Raw genomic sequence first — 17,896 nt, 5'->3', positions numbered from 1 at the left:
ATCATAAGCCTTGCAGTTATATAGAAAGAAAATAGGCTCTTCATTTCAATATAAGCCCGGGTTCGCTGGCCGCCCCAAGCGGAGCACCCCAAGTCGCTATGGAGCGGAGAACGCAGCCCCGAGTTGGCGCGCTCGTTTCACCTCGTCGCCGTGCAGGTAGATCGACGTGGTCGAGATCGACGCGTGCCGCAGATTGTCCCGGACCGTCGTCAGTTCCGCGCCGCGCGCCAGCGCGTGCGTTGCGTGAGTGTGCCGCATCCAATGGGGACTCGCCTGCCGCAGCTTTTCGGCGGCGGCCGGATGGTCGGCCTGAATCAGGGCCGCTGCTTGCACGAAGAAGCGCCGCAACAGGCCCCATAGGCGCGTGCCGGTGATGCCGTTGGCAGGCTCCTGGCCGAGGCTGCCGATCAACGGGGTATGCGGGTCCCAGCGCGCCGGCGTGACCGGCAGGCCGCGCTCCACCAGATAGCGGTCGAGCGCCACGCGTGCCAACGGTGGCAGCGCCACCTTGCCCGCCTTGGCGCCCTTGCCGACCAGGTTGAGCCAGTGGTCGCCATGGGGATCGATCTCGATGCCGCCAAGCGTGGCGCCAACGAGCTCACTCGCACGCAGTCCCGTGGCGTAGCCAAAATCCAGCACGAAGCGCAGCCGCTGCGCCGCCACAGCATCCCAGCCGTAGGACCACTCCAGTCCGTTGGCGAGCGTACGCACCAGCATCCATTCACCCTCGGTGAACGCGTGCGACGTATCCAACGGCGCAGTCCGCCCGCTGCCGCGCACCTTGATGCCCGCGAACGGATTGGCCAGCACATAGCGTTGTTGGATCAGCCAGCGGTACATGGCTCCGAGCACCGCCAAGGCATAGGCCGTTGAACGCGGTGACAGGCCCTGCGCAAACGGGCGCCATTCGGGCGAGGTGCGTGGCCGCGGCGGTCCCACCCAACGCTTGTGTGGGGTCGGCCGTCGCAGGAAACTGCGGTAGGCAATCGCGTCCTCGGTGGTGAGCGACGACAGCGGCCGCTCGCGCTCGACGATTGCCCACAGGATCAGCCGCTCGGCTTCCTTGCGATAGGCCCGCTGGGTGGCTGGCGACTCGTGCAGCGCGAGCCAGGCCTGGACCGCCGCGTAGTCGTTGTCCGCATTGAGGGTGCAGGTTTGTCGCGGGGCGCGGAAGGTCCCGGACGAGCCGTCGACTTCGTGCGGCAAGCGCAGATGCTCCCAGGGCACGATTTCCCCGCGGTCGACCGCAGCGATCAGCGCGCGGGCGCGCTCGGCAAGCTGTGGGTGGCTGGCAAAGAAGGCTTCGATGCGCCGGGCGCTCGCTGGGCCCAGGCCAGGCACGGCCGCCCACCAGCGGCGTCGGCGCGGAACGCGCACCGTCAGGTCCGCCAGCGTCTCGATGCCGTGCGCGCGCAGCGCGCCCACGGCACGAGCCGGCAGCCATTGACCGATGTCATCACTGACCTGCGGTTCCGGCGACGGTAGGCGGCGCAGCACGTCGATCGCCTGGTGGATGGCCTTCGCCCGCCCGACTCGCTCGGCCGCGCCGTGTGCGAACAAGGCGGCCAGGTCCTGGCGCTGCCGGCGCCGCGCAAAATCGGCGAGCAGTCGCCGGATCTGGCCGAGGATGCCGCGCGCGGACTGGCCGCTGGCCTTGCGCTCGCCGAGGTAGTGCACCACCGCGTCGCGGGCCGGCAGCCCCTCGTACCAGGCGCGTAGCGCGGCCAGCGAAGCCGCATCGGGAAAGTCAGGCGGCGCGGGATGGCTCTCGGCATTGGCTGGCAGCATTTTCATGCCTGCCAGTTTAGTGCATCGATGAAGCTATTACGATAAGGATAGTTATCACTATAGATGCGGTGAAACAATCGCTTGCCAACAACCATTCTGATCTGGCGGTCGTCACCATCTGAGCGTCAGGACGTTAGACTCGGTCTTGCATGTCGCTGTCTTGCGGCATTGTGCTCAGTGCACTGAGGAGATCAATTGACAGCGGGAAGATAATCGTCGAACTCTTGTCGCCCGCGATCTGTGTAAGCGTCTGCATGTAGCGGAGCTGCATCGCCTGGGGCGCCTTGGCGAGCATCTGCGCCGCTTCCAGCAGCTTCACCGAGGCCTGCAATTCGCCCTCGGCGTGGATCACCTTGGCGCGCCGTTCCCGCTCAGCCTCCGCCTGGCGTGCGATGGCCCGGATCATGGTCTCGTTGAGGTCGACGTGCTTGATCTCAACGTTCGAGACCTTGATGCCCCAGCTGTCGGTCTGGAAGTCGAGGGATTGCTGGATATCAAAGTTGAGCCGCTCACGTTCGGCGAGCATCTCGTCCAGCTCATGCTTGCCCAGCACCGAGCGCAGCGTGGTCTGCGATAGTTGACTGGTGGCTTCAAGGAAGTTGGCCACCTGGATAATGGCGGGTTCGGGGTCGACCACGCGAAAATATACGACCGCGCTGACCTTGACCGACACATTGTCGCGTGAAATCACATCCTGCGGGGGGACATCCAATACCACGGTGCGCAAGTCGACTCTGACCATCTGCTGGACTACTGGTATGACCAGCACGAGCCCGGGTCCCTTAACCTTCCAGAAACGCCCCATCATGAATACCACTCCGCGTTCGTACTCTCGCAGAATACGAAAGGCGGAGATAACAAGCAGCGCGATCAGGAAGAGTACGCCGCTGGCGGTGATTTCGAACGCCATGATCAGGCTCCCTGGTTGATTGCTTCGGTACTGTTGAACATGGGAACGTGGCATGCGGTCATAATGCGGGGATGCGTCAGGCCAAACTCCGGCTGTGAGCCAGGAGGGAATGCCGTGGAGCAATACCGCCCCGCATACCAATTCAGTGTAGGAGAACCTGTACCTCACTGCTGCCGACTTTCCAAGAAGCACACCGGATAATGCAATCCGATGATTTTCGTCGCCGTCATTGACCTGCGCACAAACCGGAGGAGCTCTTCCCATGCTTCCACAACCTACCCGACCTGCGAGCGCTGCCATCCTTGCTGTACTCGCCTTTAGCGCTCCGGCTCGCGCCGAAGGGGATCTCGTGCGCGGTGCGCAAGCCGCCCGCGCCTGCATGGCCTGCCATTCGTTTGCGCCGGGGCGTCACATGACGGGGCCGAGCCTGGCGGGCGTTTGGGGTCGCAAGGCGGGCACGATTGATGGCTTCATGCGCTACTCGGATGCCCTCAAGCGATCAGACCTCGTGTGGGACAAACGAAACCTGGATGCATGGCTCAAGAACCCTGCGGCGCTTGTGCCAGGTAACGCGATGGGTTTTCCCGGCATCGCCGATGCGCGTACCCGAGCCGATCTGGTCTCCTATCTTGAAGCGGTTTCCGCCGGTCGTGTGACGGTACCCGATCGGGGCCTGCCGAATCTGAAGGTAGTCGATACGGCATCGCGCGTCACCACCATCCGCTACTGCGGTGATGCGTACCGCCTTACCACCGCTGACCAGAAGACCCACATATTCTGGGAGTTTAACTTGCGGTTCAAGACGGATGGCAGCGCAGACGGCCCGCCTGCCGGCGAGCCGGTGCTGGTCGGCGCCGGTATGCAGGGCGACCGCGCTGCGGTGGTCTTCGCGCGCCCCGAGGAAATCTCCAGCTTCATTCGCAGGCAGTGCCCATAGCAACACTCAAGGCACCGGAAGCCGCGCCGCGTAGATGGCCCACGACTCGATGGCACCAGCGTTGTACACTGCGGGCGACGACCAACGCGGCGGCATCGTTACTCCGCATTCGGCTCCCCCGGGGGAATGTGAAGACGCAGGAAAGTCTCGACCGGAATTACCGCCACGATCCCAGCGCCCGGCACGGTCGATTGTCCTACTTCGACAATCGCGTTGATGATGGCTTCGATCTCGGCGTCCTCCGCAAAGATCTCAATCTTGGTGTGCACGGTGCTCAGGTCGCTTGAGAAGAAGTTCCGGTACTCGCCGTACCCCTTGACTTTCGTTGCCGTCAGTCCGGGCGCGTGGACGGCTGCGAGCCGCTTTTCTATGCTTTCCAGCAGCTCGGAGGGAACGATGGCGATGACACATTTGGTGCTCATGGAGGTCTCCTCTACAACTCCGATACAGGCGATTGGCGGGCTTAATCAGGCGGACCCATTGCGATCCTGGCCGACCACCAGCCGGGTTTCGCCCTGGTATTCATATGGCGGAATCTCCAGATTGAGCGGCGCGGGCACGTTGCGGAACACGCGTCCGGCCAGATCGAACTTGGAGCCATGACAGGGGCAAAAAAAGCCCCCAGGCCAGTCCTCGCCCAAATCCGCCGCGCCGACCTCCGGGCGATAGGTCGGGACGCAGCCCAGATGGGTACAGAGGCCGATCGCCACAAAGAAGTCCGGGCGCAGCGCGCGGAACGCATTGCGCGCGTAGGCGGGCTGCTGCGCCTCCTTGGACATCGGATCGGCCAGCAGGCGATCGTGCCCGCCCAGACGATCCAACATGTTGTCGGTCCGGTGCAAGATCCAGACTGGCTTGCCACGCCAGGCAATGGTGACCAGAGACCCTGGCGCCGCCGAGTCGAGATTCACCTCGACGGGTGCGCCCCGCGATCGCGCGGCCTGGCTTGGCGCCATGCTCGCCACGAAGGGCACCATGGTGCCGACCAGTCCTACCCCACCCAAGGTTCCGGTGGCCAGCAGCAGTAGCCTGCGCTGGCGTGCGTTCTGTGAAGCTGCCGTTGGATTGTTCATCGCAATTTACTCCAATCCAGGGTCCATGTGGCCAGCAACGTGACTGGCTGCCAACGGCTCAGTCGCCGCGTGCGCCGAGTAGCTGGGCCCATTGGCCGCGGCCTGGCAGGAACATCGGCACCTTTGTTCGATACGCTTCGTAGGCCGCCCCGAAGCGGCGTGCCATGTCTTGCTCCTCCTTGCGGGCAAGCCGCACGTAGGCGAACACAATGAGCGGGAACAGCGCCACGGTGATCAGGGTGGGCCAATGCACGATCTGGCCGAACACGGCCAGCATGATGCCGGTGTACTGGGGATGGCGGACTACCGCGTACGGTCCCTCCTGGGCCATGCGCCCCTCGCGGCTTGCCCGATAGACGGCACGCCAGCCCCGGACCAGCAGCACGACACCGGTGAGAATGAAGATGCCGCCAAGCAGCATCTCGATGATGGCGCCAGCCGGACCATAGCCAAGAAGCGTTGCCCAGAGGTGCCCACTGTAGGCGGTGCGCGGGATATCGAGCCCAAGGAAGCCCGTCAGCAGGTAGATCGTGAGGGGAAAGCCATACATCTCGGTGTACAGCGCGATGATGAATGCTTGAACCAGACCAGCCCCGGCCCACTCCCGCCAGCCTTGTGGCGCCACGTATCGAAACAAGACCCATGAGACCAGGACGACCACGACCGCTACCAGGCCCCAGTGGCCGTAGTGCGCGCTAAACCCAGCGATATCATTCACGGTACGCCTCCCCAACGGTAGCGTCATTGGCGGCTCAGGCAGACGCTGCCTGAGCATCCGCGCGCCTTACTTGTCTTCCCGCTGTGGCGGCTTGCGTTCGTCGCGCGGCTTCATCTCCTTCATGCCGAAGTACATCGCCAGCGGGCATGCCAGGATCAGCAGGATCGGCGCAACGGCACGAATGGCGCCCTGGTACTGCGGGAATACCACGTACCCGACGACAAGCAGCACGACGAATCCGATGGCAAACTTGATCATTGTCTTGATGCTGCACATGCTTGTTACCTCCTTGCATGTTCCACACGATTGCGAGTCCCTGACGTCACGATCGCACAAGGGCAGGCTCTTGCCTGCCTACCTTTTGGCGCCGCATCATCGCGCGCACCCGGGCTAACAAAGGCCGAACCCGCCCATCATGCGTTGATGCAGCACGAGCATGCCGACCGCGCCAAGGGATGCGAGCACGCCGATGACGGCGAACACGATCAGGAGGACTCTCCATATCAACGATTTGTTCACGCGCTACCTCTCATCTACCTTGGCGGCCCGGGCACGCATCCGCTGCGCGTGCCCTGCGACCTCCGACCGTCCAGTTACTCCTTGATACGGAACGGATCGGGCTTCTGCGCTGGCAGGCGCTCGGTCATCGCGCTCACTTGATCATCGTGCGCCCCCATGCTCTTCATCATCAGCCACATCGACAGCGGGCAGAGCAAGAGCAGAAAATAGGGGCCAATGCCCAGGACAAGCGCACGGACCGGCGGCCATACGGCATAGGTCGCAGCCAGCATCGCCATCAGGGCGATGCTGGCTGCGACCATCGTCTTCATATTGCATTTCATTTGCGGCACTCCTATCGGGAAGGTTTGACTCGGAACGGCGTCCTTATTTCGTCGGTGGCGTCTGGATCTTGTCGGCGTACTTGCGCATGATTTCGCCCATCGCCTGCATCATGTCCGCGTGCATTTGCATCGAGAGCTTCTCGTTCCCAGGAGGCAGCCCCATCATGGGACAACTGCCCATCATGCCGCCGCTCATCATGCCGCCACCCATCATGTGGCCCATCATCATGTCGTGCCCTTTGTCCTGTGCACCCGCCTTGGGGCCTTCGGCACCATGGCTTGAGCCGGCCGCCACGGACCAGCCGCTGGCGCCAAGCATTACGAGGGCTAGGGTTGTAGCCATCAGCGACTTCGCATTCATGTCGATCTCCATATCGATGGTGGTGCAATGGTCCCGCGCCAATCGGGCGCCGGACGCGCTGGCGAAGCCGGCCCGCCCGCCTCCACTTAGTCGATTCCGCGGTCGGATCGCGCTGATGCGTGCGCCTCGCCTGGTCGGCCGAAGCGCACTCGATCATTTGGACTCTGGCGAACCTTTCGGGCTGCCGCTACCTGTCGCGCCGGAATCCATCTGCTTCATCATTTCGTCGCAGCGCGCCAGTTGTGCCTCTTTTGCGGCAGAGGCGCTCGCGGTTGCATGTTGCGCGGTAGTGCGCGCGCGATGGATGACGTCCCAGTCCGGGCCGGCGAGCGCCTGCGCGGTCGCAACGCCGAGGGAAGCAAGAACGATAGTCTTGAGAGTGGAGTGCATGATGATCTTCCCCAGAATTCGGTTTGGCGCAGCCGCGCCGGGGGCAGCGCCCGCGCGCTTGGCCAGAGCAACGGAAGTCGTGCGCGTGGTCAAACTGGACTACGCGCGGGGATAGATCAGATTCGCAAGCGGGCTGTCGCGAGATAGATCGGCGCGGGCGAGGAGTTCGCGCTGTCAGCCGTGTGCAGGGGCCATATGGCGTACGGCGTCGGTGGGAAGACGTGCCAAAGCTCGACCGCGGTCGGCAAGGCACCGAGATCAGGTGGGTGACCGTTGCTGTCGGCCCAGTGCCGACCGTCCTGTTGACGGTCAGCGCACAAGGCCGGCTGCGCGTGGTCCATCTCCAGGCAGGTGGCCATTGCCGCCGGTGCCATTGCCCCCTCGGACTCCTGCGGGCATAGGTACCCGGCCACTGCGAGGCGCGCAAAGAGTACCGTCGCCAACAACAGCAGCGCAAGCAAGCGGGCGAAGGGGCTATGACTACGCTTCATACATCAGGCCAGTGACTGGTTTTCAGTCTAGCCCTGCCCATATTGGGCGGCAAGGCGAGACGGGCACGGGTTGGTCGAGTCGCATCACTCGTAATTTCCAATAATTAGGCCACACGGTGCCTCAGCCGTAGCGCGTTGGAAATCACCGAGACCGAACTCAGGCTCATGGCCAGTGCCGCGATCATTGGCGACAGCAGCCAGCCGGTGAACGGATACAGCAGCCCCGCCGCCAGCGGGATGCCCAGCGCGTTGTAGACGAAGGCGAAGCCCAGATTCTGCCGCATGTTGGCGATGGTGGCTTCGGACAGTTCGCGGGCGCGGGCGATGCCGCGCAGATCGCCCTTGACGAGGGTCATCTGCGCGCTGTGCATCGCCACATCGGTCCCGGTGCCCATCGCCACCCCCACGTCGGCTTTCGCCAATGCCGGGGCGTCGTTGATGCCGTCGCCGGCCATCGCGACCACGCTGCCTTCCCCTTGCAGTTTCTCGACGAGCGCCAGCTTGTCGGCCGGCGTGACCTCGCCGTGGAACTCGTCGATGCCAAGGCGGCCGGCCACCGCCCTGGCCGTGGCAACGCCATCACCCGTCGCCATCACCACGCGCACTCCGGTTTGCCTGAGCGTCGCCAGCGCTTCGGGCGTACTGGCCTTAACGGGGTCGGAGACCGCAAGCACCCCGGCCAATTTCCGATTCACCGCCAGATACATGACGCTGGCGCCTTGCTGCCGGAGGGTATCCGCCTGCGCCGCCAGGGCTTCGACGTTGATCTGATCCTGGTACATCAGGGCGGTATTGCCCAGCACGAGCTGATAGCCATCGACGCGGCCGCGTATCCCCATGCCCGTGTCCGAGGCGAAACCTTCCGCCTTCGCCAGGGTCAGGCCCCGTTCACGCGCGGCGCTGACGAGGGTCGCCGCCAGCGGATGCTCGCTGCCCTGGTCGAGGCTCGCCGCCAGGCGCAGCACCTCGGTTTCCGTGAACGGATCGACGCCAAACGCCCGTTCGAAGCTCGGACGCCCTTCGGTCAGGGTGCCCGTCTTGTCGACGATCAGGGTGTCGACCTTGCGGAAGTGCTCGATGGCCGCCGCATCCCGGAACAGGATGCCCTTGGTCGCGCCGTTCCCGCTGGCCACCATGATCGACATCGGTGTGGCAAGCCCCAGCGCGCAGGGACAGGCAATGATCAGCACCGCCACCGCATTGACCAGGCCAAAGACCCAGCTCGGCTCAGGGCCGAAGACGCCCCAGGCGAAGAAGGTGAGCAAGGCGATGGCCACGACCACCACCACGAACACGCCGGCCACCCGGTCCGCCATCCGCTGCATGGGCGCCTTGGAACGCTGCGCCTGGGCCACCATCTGCACGATCTGCGACAGTACCGTCTGGGCGCCAACCTTTTCCGAGCGCATCACCAGGCTACCCGAGGTGTTGATGGTGGCGCCGATCACGTGATCGCCGACGCGCTTGGAAACTGGCAAGGGCTCACCGGTGATCATCGATTCATCGATGGCGCTGGCCCCTTCGGTCACGGCGCCATCGGTGGGTACCTTCTCGCCCGGGCGAATCCGCAGCAGATCACCGACATGCACATGCGTCAGCGAAATATCGTCTTCGCTGCCGTCGGGATTGAGCCGGCGCGCCGTCTTGGGGGCCAGGCCGAGCAGCGACTTGATGGCCGCCGAGGTCTGCGAGCGCGCCCGCAATTCAAAGATCTGACCGAGCAAGGTCAGCGAAACGATGACGGCCGCGGCTTCGAAGTAGACGGCGATTCGGCCATGCATGACAAAGGTGCGGGGAAAGAGCTCCGGCGATACGGTGGCTGCGACGCTGTACACGAACGCCGCCCCCGTACCCAGGCCTATCAGCGTCCACATGTTCGGGCTGCGGTTTCGGAACGACTGCAGGCAGCGGGCGTAGATCGGGAATCCCGCCCACAGCACCACGGGCGCGGACAAGGCGAGTTCCAGCCAGCTTTGCGTTGCCGGTTCCAGGACCCCGAGGCGGTCCCCCAGCATCGCGAGCAGCACGACAGCAACCGTCAGCGGCAGGGTCCACCAGAAGCGATGGCGAAACGCGGCGAGCTCGGGATTCTGGTCGTCCTCGAGACTCGGCATGACCGGTTCCAGCGCCATGCCGCACTTTGGGCAGGTGCCGGGACGATCCTGGCGGATTTCGGGGTGCATCGGGCACGTGTAGGTGGCGCCCGACGCTACTTCGCCTTCGTCGGGTGCCGATTCGCTTTGTTCCTCGACATAGCGCGTTGGGTCGGCCTCAAACCGCTGCTTGCAGGCGCTACTGCAAAAGAAATACTGTGCCCCGGCGTAGCTCGCCTGGTATGGCACATCACGTTTGACTGCCATACCGCACACAGGATCGCGCGCACTGGCCTCAGGCATGGGCGAGCCGTTGGCAGAGACGCGCTGGTCCCGTTGATCTGGCGCGTGCTCGTTCGCGGTGCCGTGCCCGCAGTGAGTCTGCATGTCGTCCCGCGCAGCGGCCATGGCCTCTGCGTGCCGTTGCCGATCGCTCGTATTCATCAATGCCTCGTTGCTTGCGCCACCAACCGTTGTGGCTGAGTTGCACGGCTGATTTCATCGAGGATCGGACAGGCGGGGCGATCGTCGCCTTCGCAATGCCGCGACAAGTACAGCAGCGTGTCACGCATGCCGGAGAGCGCGGCGATTCGGGCGTCCAGTTCCTGAATCCGCTGTTTAGCGATCGCCTTCACCGTTGCGCTCGCGCGCCGCTTGTTCTGCCACAGTCCAAGCAGCTCTCGAATCTGGGCCATCGAGAAGCCCATCGCCCGGGCGCGCCCGATGAAGCGCAGCGTATGGATGTCTGCTTCGCCATATTTTCGGTAGTTTCCGGCGCTGCGCGCCGCAGAAGTCACCAAGCCGATACGTTCGTAATAGCGGATCATCTTGGCCGAGACGCCGGATACGCTGGCGGCTTGCCCGATATTCATGATGTGCCCCTTACACCTCATCGAGTCGCTTCCCGCCAACATGCCTAACCTTGGACCGCTTGCTGGGTCGCAGTCACAGGCCGGATCTCGATAAGTTCACGATAGACCTTGCCCCCATGGGAAGGTCAAGAACACGATTGGACGAAACCTGCGTTGGACAATGTCGGGCGTGGCAAGGAACATCTACGCCGAATGGACAGGTTGCATTCCAAGCAAAAAACAGTATCCTTCCGACTGTCATTCCACCGAAAATCACTTTTGCGTCACACACGCCGCCGGCACCCTTGGTTCGCCGGCCTCCTGCTCGCTGTTTTCCTGGCAGTTCAACTGGCAGCGGCCGCGTACGCCTGTACCGGCATCCGCTACCAGGTGGAAGGCGGCGGCACGAAGGCAGCATTGACCGAATCCTGTGCCGACATGGCGGCGAGCGGTGACGACCAGGGCGCTGACCACAGCGCCCTCTGCCTGGCGCACTGCCAAGCAGATTCGAAGAGTGCCGATCATGTCTCGCCACAGCTGCCGGCATTCCTGCCGGTACTGATGCGCGTCGTTGAACCGACGCGCGTGGTCCTGGCCGAGGTTCGCATCGCGCTGCGCGCGGAGGTAGAGGCGCGTGGCCCACCGCCCCTGAACATCCTTCACTGCAGTTTTCAAACGTAGCCTCCGGATCGACGTCGATTTCGTGCTGCCCGCCTAGACTCGGGTAGCTGTCGTCGCTCATGGAGGCTTTATGCTTTTTCCACGTCGCCTGACGCTGGCGCTGCTTTGCGCGCCCGCTATTGGCCTGGCGGTGCCGCATGCCGCGGCTGCGCAATCCGCTCCTTCTCTTTCCCTCGAGGAAACCGTCGCGCTCGCGACCACTCACGCCGGCGATGCCGAATCCTCGCGCGGTGCCGTCGAGGCGGCCGTGCAGATGGCGGTTGCCGCCGGTCAGTTGCCGGATCCGGTGCTTAAGCTCGGGCTCAACAACGTCCCCGTGAACGGGCCGGACCAGTTCTCGCTCAGCCGGGACTTCATGACCATGCGGTCCATCAGCGTGATGCAGGAGTTCACGCGCCCGGACAAGCGGCGTGCGAAGGCGGCGCGCTTTGAGGCCGAGGCGGCGGCCGCCGAGGCGCAGCGTGAGGTTGGGCTGGCCAACGTGCAGCGCAATGCCGTGGGTGCCTGGCTCGATCGGTGGTACGCCGAACAGGCCGGCGTCCTGCTCGGTCATCACGGCCATCCCCTCGAACTGGCGCTGCAGGCGGCATCCGCTGCCTATCGCAGCGGACGTGGCACGCGAGCAGACGTACTCACAGCGGAGCTGGAGGTTCAGAAGCTGCATGATCGGCAGGACGAAAACCGGATCGCTGCGGCGACCGCCGCGCTCAATCTGGAGCGCTGGGTCGGACCGGCGGCCAGGCGCCCGCTCTCCGAACGCCCGCGTCTCGACGTGTCCCAGCAGATCAAGCAGCTTGCACAAGGCCAGTTCGACGCGGTGCCGGAGCTGGCGGCCGCGCAGCGCGAGGTGGCCCGGGCGGAGGCGGAGATCCGAGCTGCCATCGAAACCAAGAGGCCGGATGTCACCGTCGAACTGATGTACAGCCAACGCGGCTCCGCCTTTTCCAACATGGGTTCTCTGAACGTCAGCTTTCCCGTGCCGTGGGATCAGCCCAATCGTCAGGACCGTGAAGTCGCTGCCAAGCTGGCCCAGGCGCAGGAGGCGCGGGCCAAGTCTGAAATCATCCGGCGCAATACGCAGACCATGGTCGGGGCCAGGCTGGTCGAGCTGCAGCGCAACCGGGATCGGCTCCAACGCTACGACGAGAAAACCTTGCCGCTCGCCACCATCCAGGCGGAGGCGGCCCTGACCGCTTACCGGGCCAACACCGGATCGCTGCTGGCGGTCGCCGAGGCCAACCATCGCGTCATCGACACGAAGCTGGAGCGGCTGGCACTCGAAGCCAAAACCGCGAAGCTATGGGCGGACCTGACGTTTCTGGTCCCGCTGCCCACCGCGCAGACCGAGCCCGCCATCAAGGAATTCCAATGAAAAAGCACATTATCGCCACGGCGGCAGTCCTCGTTCTCGTTGGCGCCGCCCTCTATGGCGCCTACCGCTTTGGCGTCACGCGGGGCACACAATCGGCGCAGTCGTCGCAATCGTCGGCATCGCCCGGCGCGCAAGCTGTGCTCAAGGCGGGCGACACCGACCCGAAGACGGGCAAGAAGATCCTGTACTGGCATGACCCCATGGTGCCCGGGCAGCGCTTCGACAAGCCGGGGAAGTCCCCCTTCATGGACATGCAGCTCGTGCCGGTCTATGCGGAGGGGGATGGCAGCGGCAGCGGCATCTCGGTCGAAAGCCGCATCGCGCAGAGCCTGGGCATCCGCACCGCCGAGGTCAAGCCGAGCCGAATGAGCCCGGTGCTGGAGGCACCCGGCAATGTCGCCATCGACGAGCGCAGCGTCCAGGTGATCCAGGCACGAACCAACGCCTTCGTCCAGCATGTCGCGGTCAGGGCGACGCTTGACCCCGTCCGGCGCGGGCAAGCGCTGGTGACTCTGTACTCGCCCGACTGGGTGGCCGCGCAAGAGGAATATCTCGCCGTGTCCCGCCTGGCCGCGGGTGAACATACCGACCTGCGCGGCGCGGCCAGGGCCCGCATGTTGCAGGCTGGCATGACGCCGGGCCAGGTCAGCGCGGTCGAGTCATCCGGCAAGCTCCAGCCCAATCTTGGCATCGTGAGCCCGGTCGACGGCCTCGTGACCGAGGTTGCGGTCCGTGAGGGCATGGCCGTTTCCCCCGGCATGACCCTGTTCCGCCTGGCCGACCTGAGCCAGGTCTGGGTGATAGCCGAGGTACCGGAGGGGCAGGCTCGTGCCATCGCTCCCGGCGTGGCGGTCAAGGTATTGCCGACCGGCGCGCCCGAGCCGTTGGTTGGCAAGATCGATACCGTCCTGCCCGACGTCAATCCGGCGACGCGAACGATCAAGGTCCGCATCGTCCTGCCCAACAAGGGCAGGCGCCTGTTGCCGGGCATGTTCGCGACAGTCCGGTTTGACAGCGGCGATCAGAAGGAGGCGCTGCTGATTCCGGTGGAGTCCGTCATCCGTACCGGCCAGCGCAGCATCGTCATGGTGGATGCGGGCAAGGCGGGCTTCGTGGCAACGGAAGTCAAAACCGGGCGCGAGGCCGCGGGCATGGTCGAGGTGCTGGACGGACTGAAGGCCGGGCAGAAAGTGGTCACCTCCGGGCAGTTCCTCATCGATTCGGAGGCCAGCCTGCGTGGCACCGCCGAGCGCATGAGCGCCGCGCCGGCGGCCTCGCCGCCGGCTGCGGCTGCACCCGAGCACGAGGGCGTCGGGCGCATCGAGGCCGTGACCGGCGAGGGTCTGACCATCTCGCATGGGCCTATCCCCTCGGCACAATGGGGCGCGATGACGATGGACTTTGCGGCGCCGCCCGCCGGCTTGCCTAAAGGGCTCAAGTCCGGTGACGCCATCCGCTTCCGCTTCCACCTGAACAGCGACGGCATGGCGATCCTGTCCTCGGTCGAGCCCGCCGCCAGCGCCCAGGGAGCCAAGCCATGATCGCCCGGCTCATTCTCGCGTCCATCCGCAACCGCTTCCTGGTCCTGCTGGCCACTGTCATGCTGACTGCATGGGGACTGTGGGCGGTGCGCAGCACGCCGCTCGATGCCTTGCCGGACCTGTCCGATGTACAGGTGATTATCCGCACACCGTTCCCCGGCCAGGCGCCGCAGATTGTCGAGAACCAGGTCACGTATCCGCTGACCACCACCATGCTGTCCGTGCCGGGCGCCAAGACGGTACGGGGCTATTCGTTCTTCGGCGACTCGTTTGTCTACGTGCTGTTCGAGGATGGCACGGACCTGTACTGGGCGCGCTCCCGGGTGCTCGAATACCTGAACCAGGTGCAATCCCGCCTGCCCGCCGCCGCCAAGCCGGCGCTGGGCCCAGACGCCACCGGCGTCGGCTGGATCTACGAGTACACGCTGGTGGACAAGACCGGCCGGCACGACCTCAGTCAACTGCGCGCGCTGCAGGACTGGTTCCTGCGCTTCGAGCTGAAGTCGCTGCCCAATGTTGCCGAGGTCGCCTCGCTTGGCGGGATGGTGAAGCAGTTCCAGGTCGTCCTGATGCCGGACCGGCTGCGCGCCTACAACCTGTCGCAGGCCAAGGTGCTGACGGCGCTCAAGGGCGCCAATCAGGAAACCGGCGGCTCGGTGCTGGAGCTGGGTGAGGCCGAATACATGGTCCGCGCCAGCGGGTATCTGAGGACGCTCGATGATTTCCGGCAGATCCCGCTGGTGACCAGCGATGCCGGCATTCCGGTGCGACTGGGCGATGTCGCCACGGTCCAGCTCGGTCCCGAGATGCGGCGCGGCATCGCCGAACTCGACGGCCAGGGAGAAGTGGCCGGCGGTGTCATTGTGATGCGCTCAGGCAAGAACGCGCTGGAGACCATCGACGCGGTCAAGGCCAGGCTCGCCTCGCTGCAGAAGAGCCTGCCGGCCGGCGTCGAGATTGTCACCACCTATGATCGCTCCGCGCTGATCAACCGGGCGGTGGAGAACCTCACGCACAAGCTGATCGAAGAATTCATCGTCGTCGCGCTGGTCTGCCTGGTCTTCCTGTTCCACCTGCGCTCGGCCCTGGTGGCCATCGTTTCGCTGCCGCTGGGCGTGCTGGCGGCGTTCCTGGTCATGCGCTACCAGGGCGTCAACGCCAACATCATGTCGCTGGGCGGCATCGCCATTGCCATCGGCGCCATGGTCGATGCCGCGGTCGTCATGATCGAGAACGCGCACAAGCATCTGGAACACTGGCATGCGGACAATCCCGGGCGGGAACTGACCGGGCACGAGCGCTGGAGCGTGATTGGCGAGTCGGCGGCCGAGGTTGGGCCGGCACTGTTCTTCTCGCTGCTGATCATCACGCTGTCGTTCATCCCGGTGTTCACGCTGGAGGCGCAGGAGGGTCGGCTGTTCTCGCCGCTGGCGTTCACCAAGACCTACTCCATGGCCGCGGCAGCGGGCCTCTCCGTCACCCTGGTGCCGGTCCTGATGGGCTACATGATCCGCGGGAAGATTCCCTCGGAGCAGTCTAATCCGCTGAGCCGCTGGCTGATTCGCGCCTATCAGCCGGTGCTGGCCAGGGTGCTCGCCTGGCCGAAGACCACCGTGGCGATTGCGGCAATTCTGCTGGTCGCGACTGCTTGGCCGATCATGCGGATCGGTGGCGAGTTCATGCCGCCCCTTGACGAGGGTGACCTGCTGTATATGCCGTCGGCACTGCCCGGGCTGTCCGCCGGCAAGGCGGCGCAGTTGCTGCAGCAGACCGACCGCCTGATCAAGACCGTGCCGGAGGTGGCCACTGTGTTCGGCAAGGCCGGCCGCGCCGACACCGCGACCGACCCGGCGCCGATCGAGATGTTCGAGACCACGATCCAGTTCAAGCCGCGCGACCAGTGGCGTCCCGGCATGACGACCGACAAGCTGGTGGAAGAGCTCGACCGCGTGGTGAAGGTGCCCGGCCTGTCCAACATCTGGGTGCCGCCGATCCGCAACCGGATCGACATGCTTGCCACCGGCATCAAGAGCCCGGTCGGCATTAAGGTGGCGGGCACCGACCTGAAGGAAATTGACCGACTGGCCACGAGGATCGAGGATGCTGTCAAGGCGGTACCGGGCGTCACCTCTGCACTCGCCGAACGCCTGTCCGGCGGGCGCTACGTCGATGTCGACATAGACCGGATGGCCGCCGGGCGATATGGGCTCAACATCGAGGATGTCCAGAGCATCGTGTCCTCGGCCATCGGTGGCGACAACGTGGGGGAAGTGGTAGACGGGCTGGCGCGCTTTCCCATCAATGTCCGTTATCCGCGTGACTACCGCGACTCGGTGGAGCAACTGCGCAGCCTCCCCATCGTCACCGACCGGGGTCAGCAGATCACCCTATCCGACGTCGCGCGCATCCAGGTCGTGCAAGGGCCACCGATGCTGCGCAGCGAAAACGCCCGCCTGTCCGGCTGGGTGTACGTGGACATTCGCGGGCGCGACCTGCGCTCGGCCGTCCACGACATGCAGGCCGCCGTGGCCAAGGCGGTGCCAATGCCGGCCGGCTATTCCCTCAGTTGGTCGGGGCAGTTCGAGTATCTGGAGCGAGCCACCGCGAAGCTGAAGGTGGTGGTGCCGTTCACGCTGCTGATCATCTTCGTGTTGCTCTACCTGGTGTTCGGCCGCCTGGATGAGGCGCTGCTGATCATGGGCACGCTGCCGCTGGCGCTCATCGGCGGATTCTGGCTGCTCTATCTGCTGGGCTACAACCTCTCGGTGGCCGGCGTCGTCGGTTTCATCGCGCTCGCCGGCGTGGCGGCCGAGTTCGGCGTCATCATGCTGCTCTACTTGAAGCAGGCCTGGAGCGAACGCGAGGACAGAGGCCACACCAGCCTGTCCGCTCTGCTCGACGCCATCCAGGAAGGCGCGGTGCTGCGCGTGCGCCCCAAGGCCATGACGGTCGCGGTCATTCTGGCCGGCCTGGTTCCCATCATGTGGTCGCACGGCACCGGATCGGAGGTCATGCAGCGCATCGCCGCCCCGATGGTCGGCGGCATGGTCACCGCACCGTTGCTCTCCCTCTTCGTCGTGCCGGCGGTGTATCTGCTGATCCGCCGGCGCCAGACCAAGCCTGTCTCACTTTCCACCCACCCCTCAACTGCAGAGGAACCGCAATGAAACCCATCCAGACCCTTGCACTCATGCTTGCCCTCGCTGCCGCGCCGGCCGCCTTCGCGGCCGGCTCAATGGACGGCATGGACATGAAAGGCATGGACATGAAGCCGTCAGCCGAATCGAAGCAGGCACCGCACCCCGTTGCGGCGGAAATAAAGAAGATCGATCCGCAAGCCGGCAAGGTCACGCTCAAACATGACCCGATCGAGAACCTCGGCATGACCGCCATGACCATGGCGTTCCCGGTCAAGGACCGCACTTCGCTGAAGAACTTCAAGGAGGGCGAGTCGGTTTCGGTCACGTTCGACAAAGTCGACGGCAAGCCGACCGTCGTGGACATGCAGCGCAAGTAAGCCGCATGTGGCACACCCGCCGCTGATGGCAGTCGTGTGCCTCATGCGAGAGGGCAGCGCACGGACTTTATTTTTCGGATTTGCTTGACCTTCCCATGGTTGGAGGGCCTACCTTGACGCCATCGTTTCCACAACTGCACCGGAGCTCAACGTCGTGAGCATGAAGGCCATAAACTTGCACACTGCATCGACTGCCGCCGCCGGGCGGTGGTGTGCGCGTGGCCTGCTTGATGTCCGCCGGCGCAGCCTCTACGCAGAGACGAATATAGGGGGCCAGCGATGAGGGCTCGGGGCACGATAATTCGCCGACTGATCGGCTTAGCCCTGCTGA

Annotated in this window: 18 protein-coding genes; 6 read left to right on the top strand and 12 right to left on the bottom strand. The window is 64.7% G+C overall.

Annotated features, from left to right (window positions below; translation table 11 throughout):
- Positions 1-96: 96 nt before the first annotated feature.
- A complete protein-coding gene (locus tag AC1Q6V_RS30115) occupies positions 97-1,788 on the bottom strand; it encodes a site-specific integrase (RefSeq protein ID WP_439673226.1) in 1,692 nt (563 codons plus the stop codon).
- Between the two features lie 133 nt (positions 1,789-1,921).
- Positions 1,922-2,698 carry a slipin family protein gene (locus AC1Q6V_RS30110; RefSeq protein ID WP_439673225.1) on the bottom strand — a complete coding sequence of 259 codons (777 nt, stop codon included), beginning with the start codon at positions 2,696-2,698 and terminating at the stop codon, positions 1,922-1,924.
- Positions 2,699-2,960: 262 nt separating this feature from the next.
- On the opposite strand from AC1Q6V_RS30110, the gene AC1Q6V_RS30105 reads away from it, so the two are divergent.
- Entirely contained in the window at positions 2,961-3,635 is a 675-nt protein-coding gene (locus AC1Q6V_RS30105) for a c-type cytochrome (protein WP_439673224.1), read from the top strand.
- Between the two features lie 98 nt (positions 3,636-3,733).
- Here AC1Q6V_RS30105 and AC1Q6V_RS30100 read toward each other — a convergent pair whose 3' ends face one another.
- The 10 genes from AC1Q6V_RS30100 to cueR form a co-directional block, all read right to left on the bottom strand.
- The gene (locus AC1Q6V_RS30100) at positions 3,734-4,057 is read right to left on the bottom strand and encodes a P-II family nitrogen regulator (RefSeq protein ID WP_439673223.1); all 324 of its coding nucleotides are present in this window, start codon (positions 4,055-4,057) and stop codon (positions 3,734-3,736) included.
- Positions 4,058-4,102: 45 nt separating this feature from the next.
- Entirely contained in the window at positions 4,103-4,708 is a 606-nt protein-coding gene (gene petA / locus AC1Q6V_RS30095; protein WP_439673222.1) for a ubiquinol-cytochrome c reductase iron-sulfur subunit, read from the bottom strand.
- A 58-nt stretch (positions 4,709-4,766) separates the two neighbouring features.
- A complete protein-coding gene (locus tag AC1Q6V_RS30090) occupies positions 4,767-5,426 on the bottom strand; it encodes a methyltransferase family protein (protein WP_151073220.1) in 660 nt (219 codons plus the stop codon).
- 66 nt (positions 5,427-5,492) lie between these two features.
- The gene (locus tag AC1Q6V_RS30085) at positions 5,493-5,702 is read right to left on the bottom strand and encodes a DUF2933 domain-containing protein (protein ID WP_151073219.1); all 210 of its coding nucleotides are present in this window, start codon (positions 5,700-5,702) and stop codon (positions 5,493-5,495) included.
- A gap of 114 nt (positions 5,703-5,816) precedes the next feature.
- Complete coding sequence (locus AC1Q6V_RS30080) at positions 5,817-5,945, bottom strand: hypothetical protein (protein ID WP_439673221.1); 129 nt, start codon at positions 5,943-5,945, stop codon at positions 5,817-5,819.
- A 74-nt stretch (positions 5,946-6,019) separates the two neighbouring features.
- Complete coding sequence (locus tag AC1Q6V_RS30075; protein ID WP_492344652.1) at positions 6,020-6,256, bottom strand: DUF2933 domain-containing protein; 237 nt, start codon at positions 6,254-6,256, stop codon at positions 6,020-6,022.
- 55 nt (positions 6,257-6,311) lie between these two features.
- Positions 6,312-6,629, bottom strand: coding sequence for a hypothetical protein (locus AC1Q6V_RS30070; RefSeq protein WP_439673219.1), 318 nt, complete (start codon positions 6,627-6,629; stop codon positions 6,312-6,314).
- A 153-nt stretch (positions 6,630-6,782) separates the two neighbouring features.
- A complete protein-coding gene (locus tag AC1Q6V_RS30065) occupies positions 6,783-7,112 on the bottom strand; it encodes a hypothetical protein (protein ID WP_439673218.1) in 330 nt (109 codons plus the stop codon).
- A 502-nt stretch (positions 7,113-7,614) separates the two neighbouring features.
- On the bottom strand, positions 7,615-9,906 hold the full coding sequence (locus AC1Q6V_RS30060) for a heavy metal translocating P-type ATPase (protein WP_439673243.1): 2,292 nt from the start codon (positions 9,904-9,906) through the stop codon (positions 7,615-7,617).
- Positions 9,907-10,046: 140 nt separating this feature from the next.
- On the bottom strand, positions 10,047-10,475 hold the full coding sequence (gene cueR / locus AC1Q6V_RS30055; RefSeq protein ID WP_439673217.1) for a Cu(I)-responsive transcriptional regulator: 429 nt from the start codon (positions 10,473-10,475) through the stop codon (positions 10,047-10,049).
- Between the two features lie 258 nt (positions 10,476-10,733).
- Between cueR and AC1Q6V_RS30050 the strand changes: the two genes are divergently transcribed.
- The 5 genes from AC1Q6V_RS30050 (at position 10,734) to AC1Q6V_RS30030 (ending at position 17,565) form a co-directional block, all read left to right on the top strand.
- Entirely contained in the window at positions 10,734-11,135 is a 402-nt protein-coding gene (locus AC1Q6V_RS30050; RefSeq protein ID WP_439673242.1) for a hypothetical protein, read from the top strand.
- Positions 11,136-11,205: 70 nt separating this feature from the next.
- Entirely contained in the window at positions 11,206-12,507 is a 1,302-nt protein-coding gene (locus AC1Q6V_RS30045; protein ID WP_439673216.1) for a TolC family protein, read from the top strand.
- Entirely contained in the window at positions 12,504-14,048 is a 1,545-nt protein-coding gene (locus AC1Q6V_RS30040) for an efflux RND transporter periplasmic adaptor subunit (protein ID WP_439673215.1), read from the top strand. The genes AC1Q6V_RS30045 and AC1Q6V_RS30040 overlap by 4 nt, the downstream gene beginning before the upstream one ends.
- Complete coding sequence (locus AC1Q6V_RS30035; protein ID WP_439673214.1) at positions 14,045-17,215, top strand: efflux RND transporter permease subunit; 3,171 nt, start codon at positions 14,045-14,047, stop codon at positions 17,213-17,215. Before AC1Q6V_RS30040 ends, AC1Q6V_RS30035 begins: the two co-directional genes overlap by 4 nt.
- Entirely contained in the window at positions 17,212-17,565 is a 354-nt protein-coding gene (locus tag AC1Q6V_RS30030) for a copper-binding protein (protein ID WP_439673213.1), read from the top strand. The genes AC1Q6V_RS30035 and AC1Q6V_RS30030 overlap by 4 nt, the downstream gene beginning before the upstream one ends.
- The last annotated feature ends 331 nt before the right edge of the window (positions 17,566-17,896 follow it).

It is taken from the genome of Cupriavidus sp. GW823-FHT07B10 (assembly GCF_058794355.1).
This window is presented reverse-complemented; position numbering and strand designations above follow the sequence as displayed.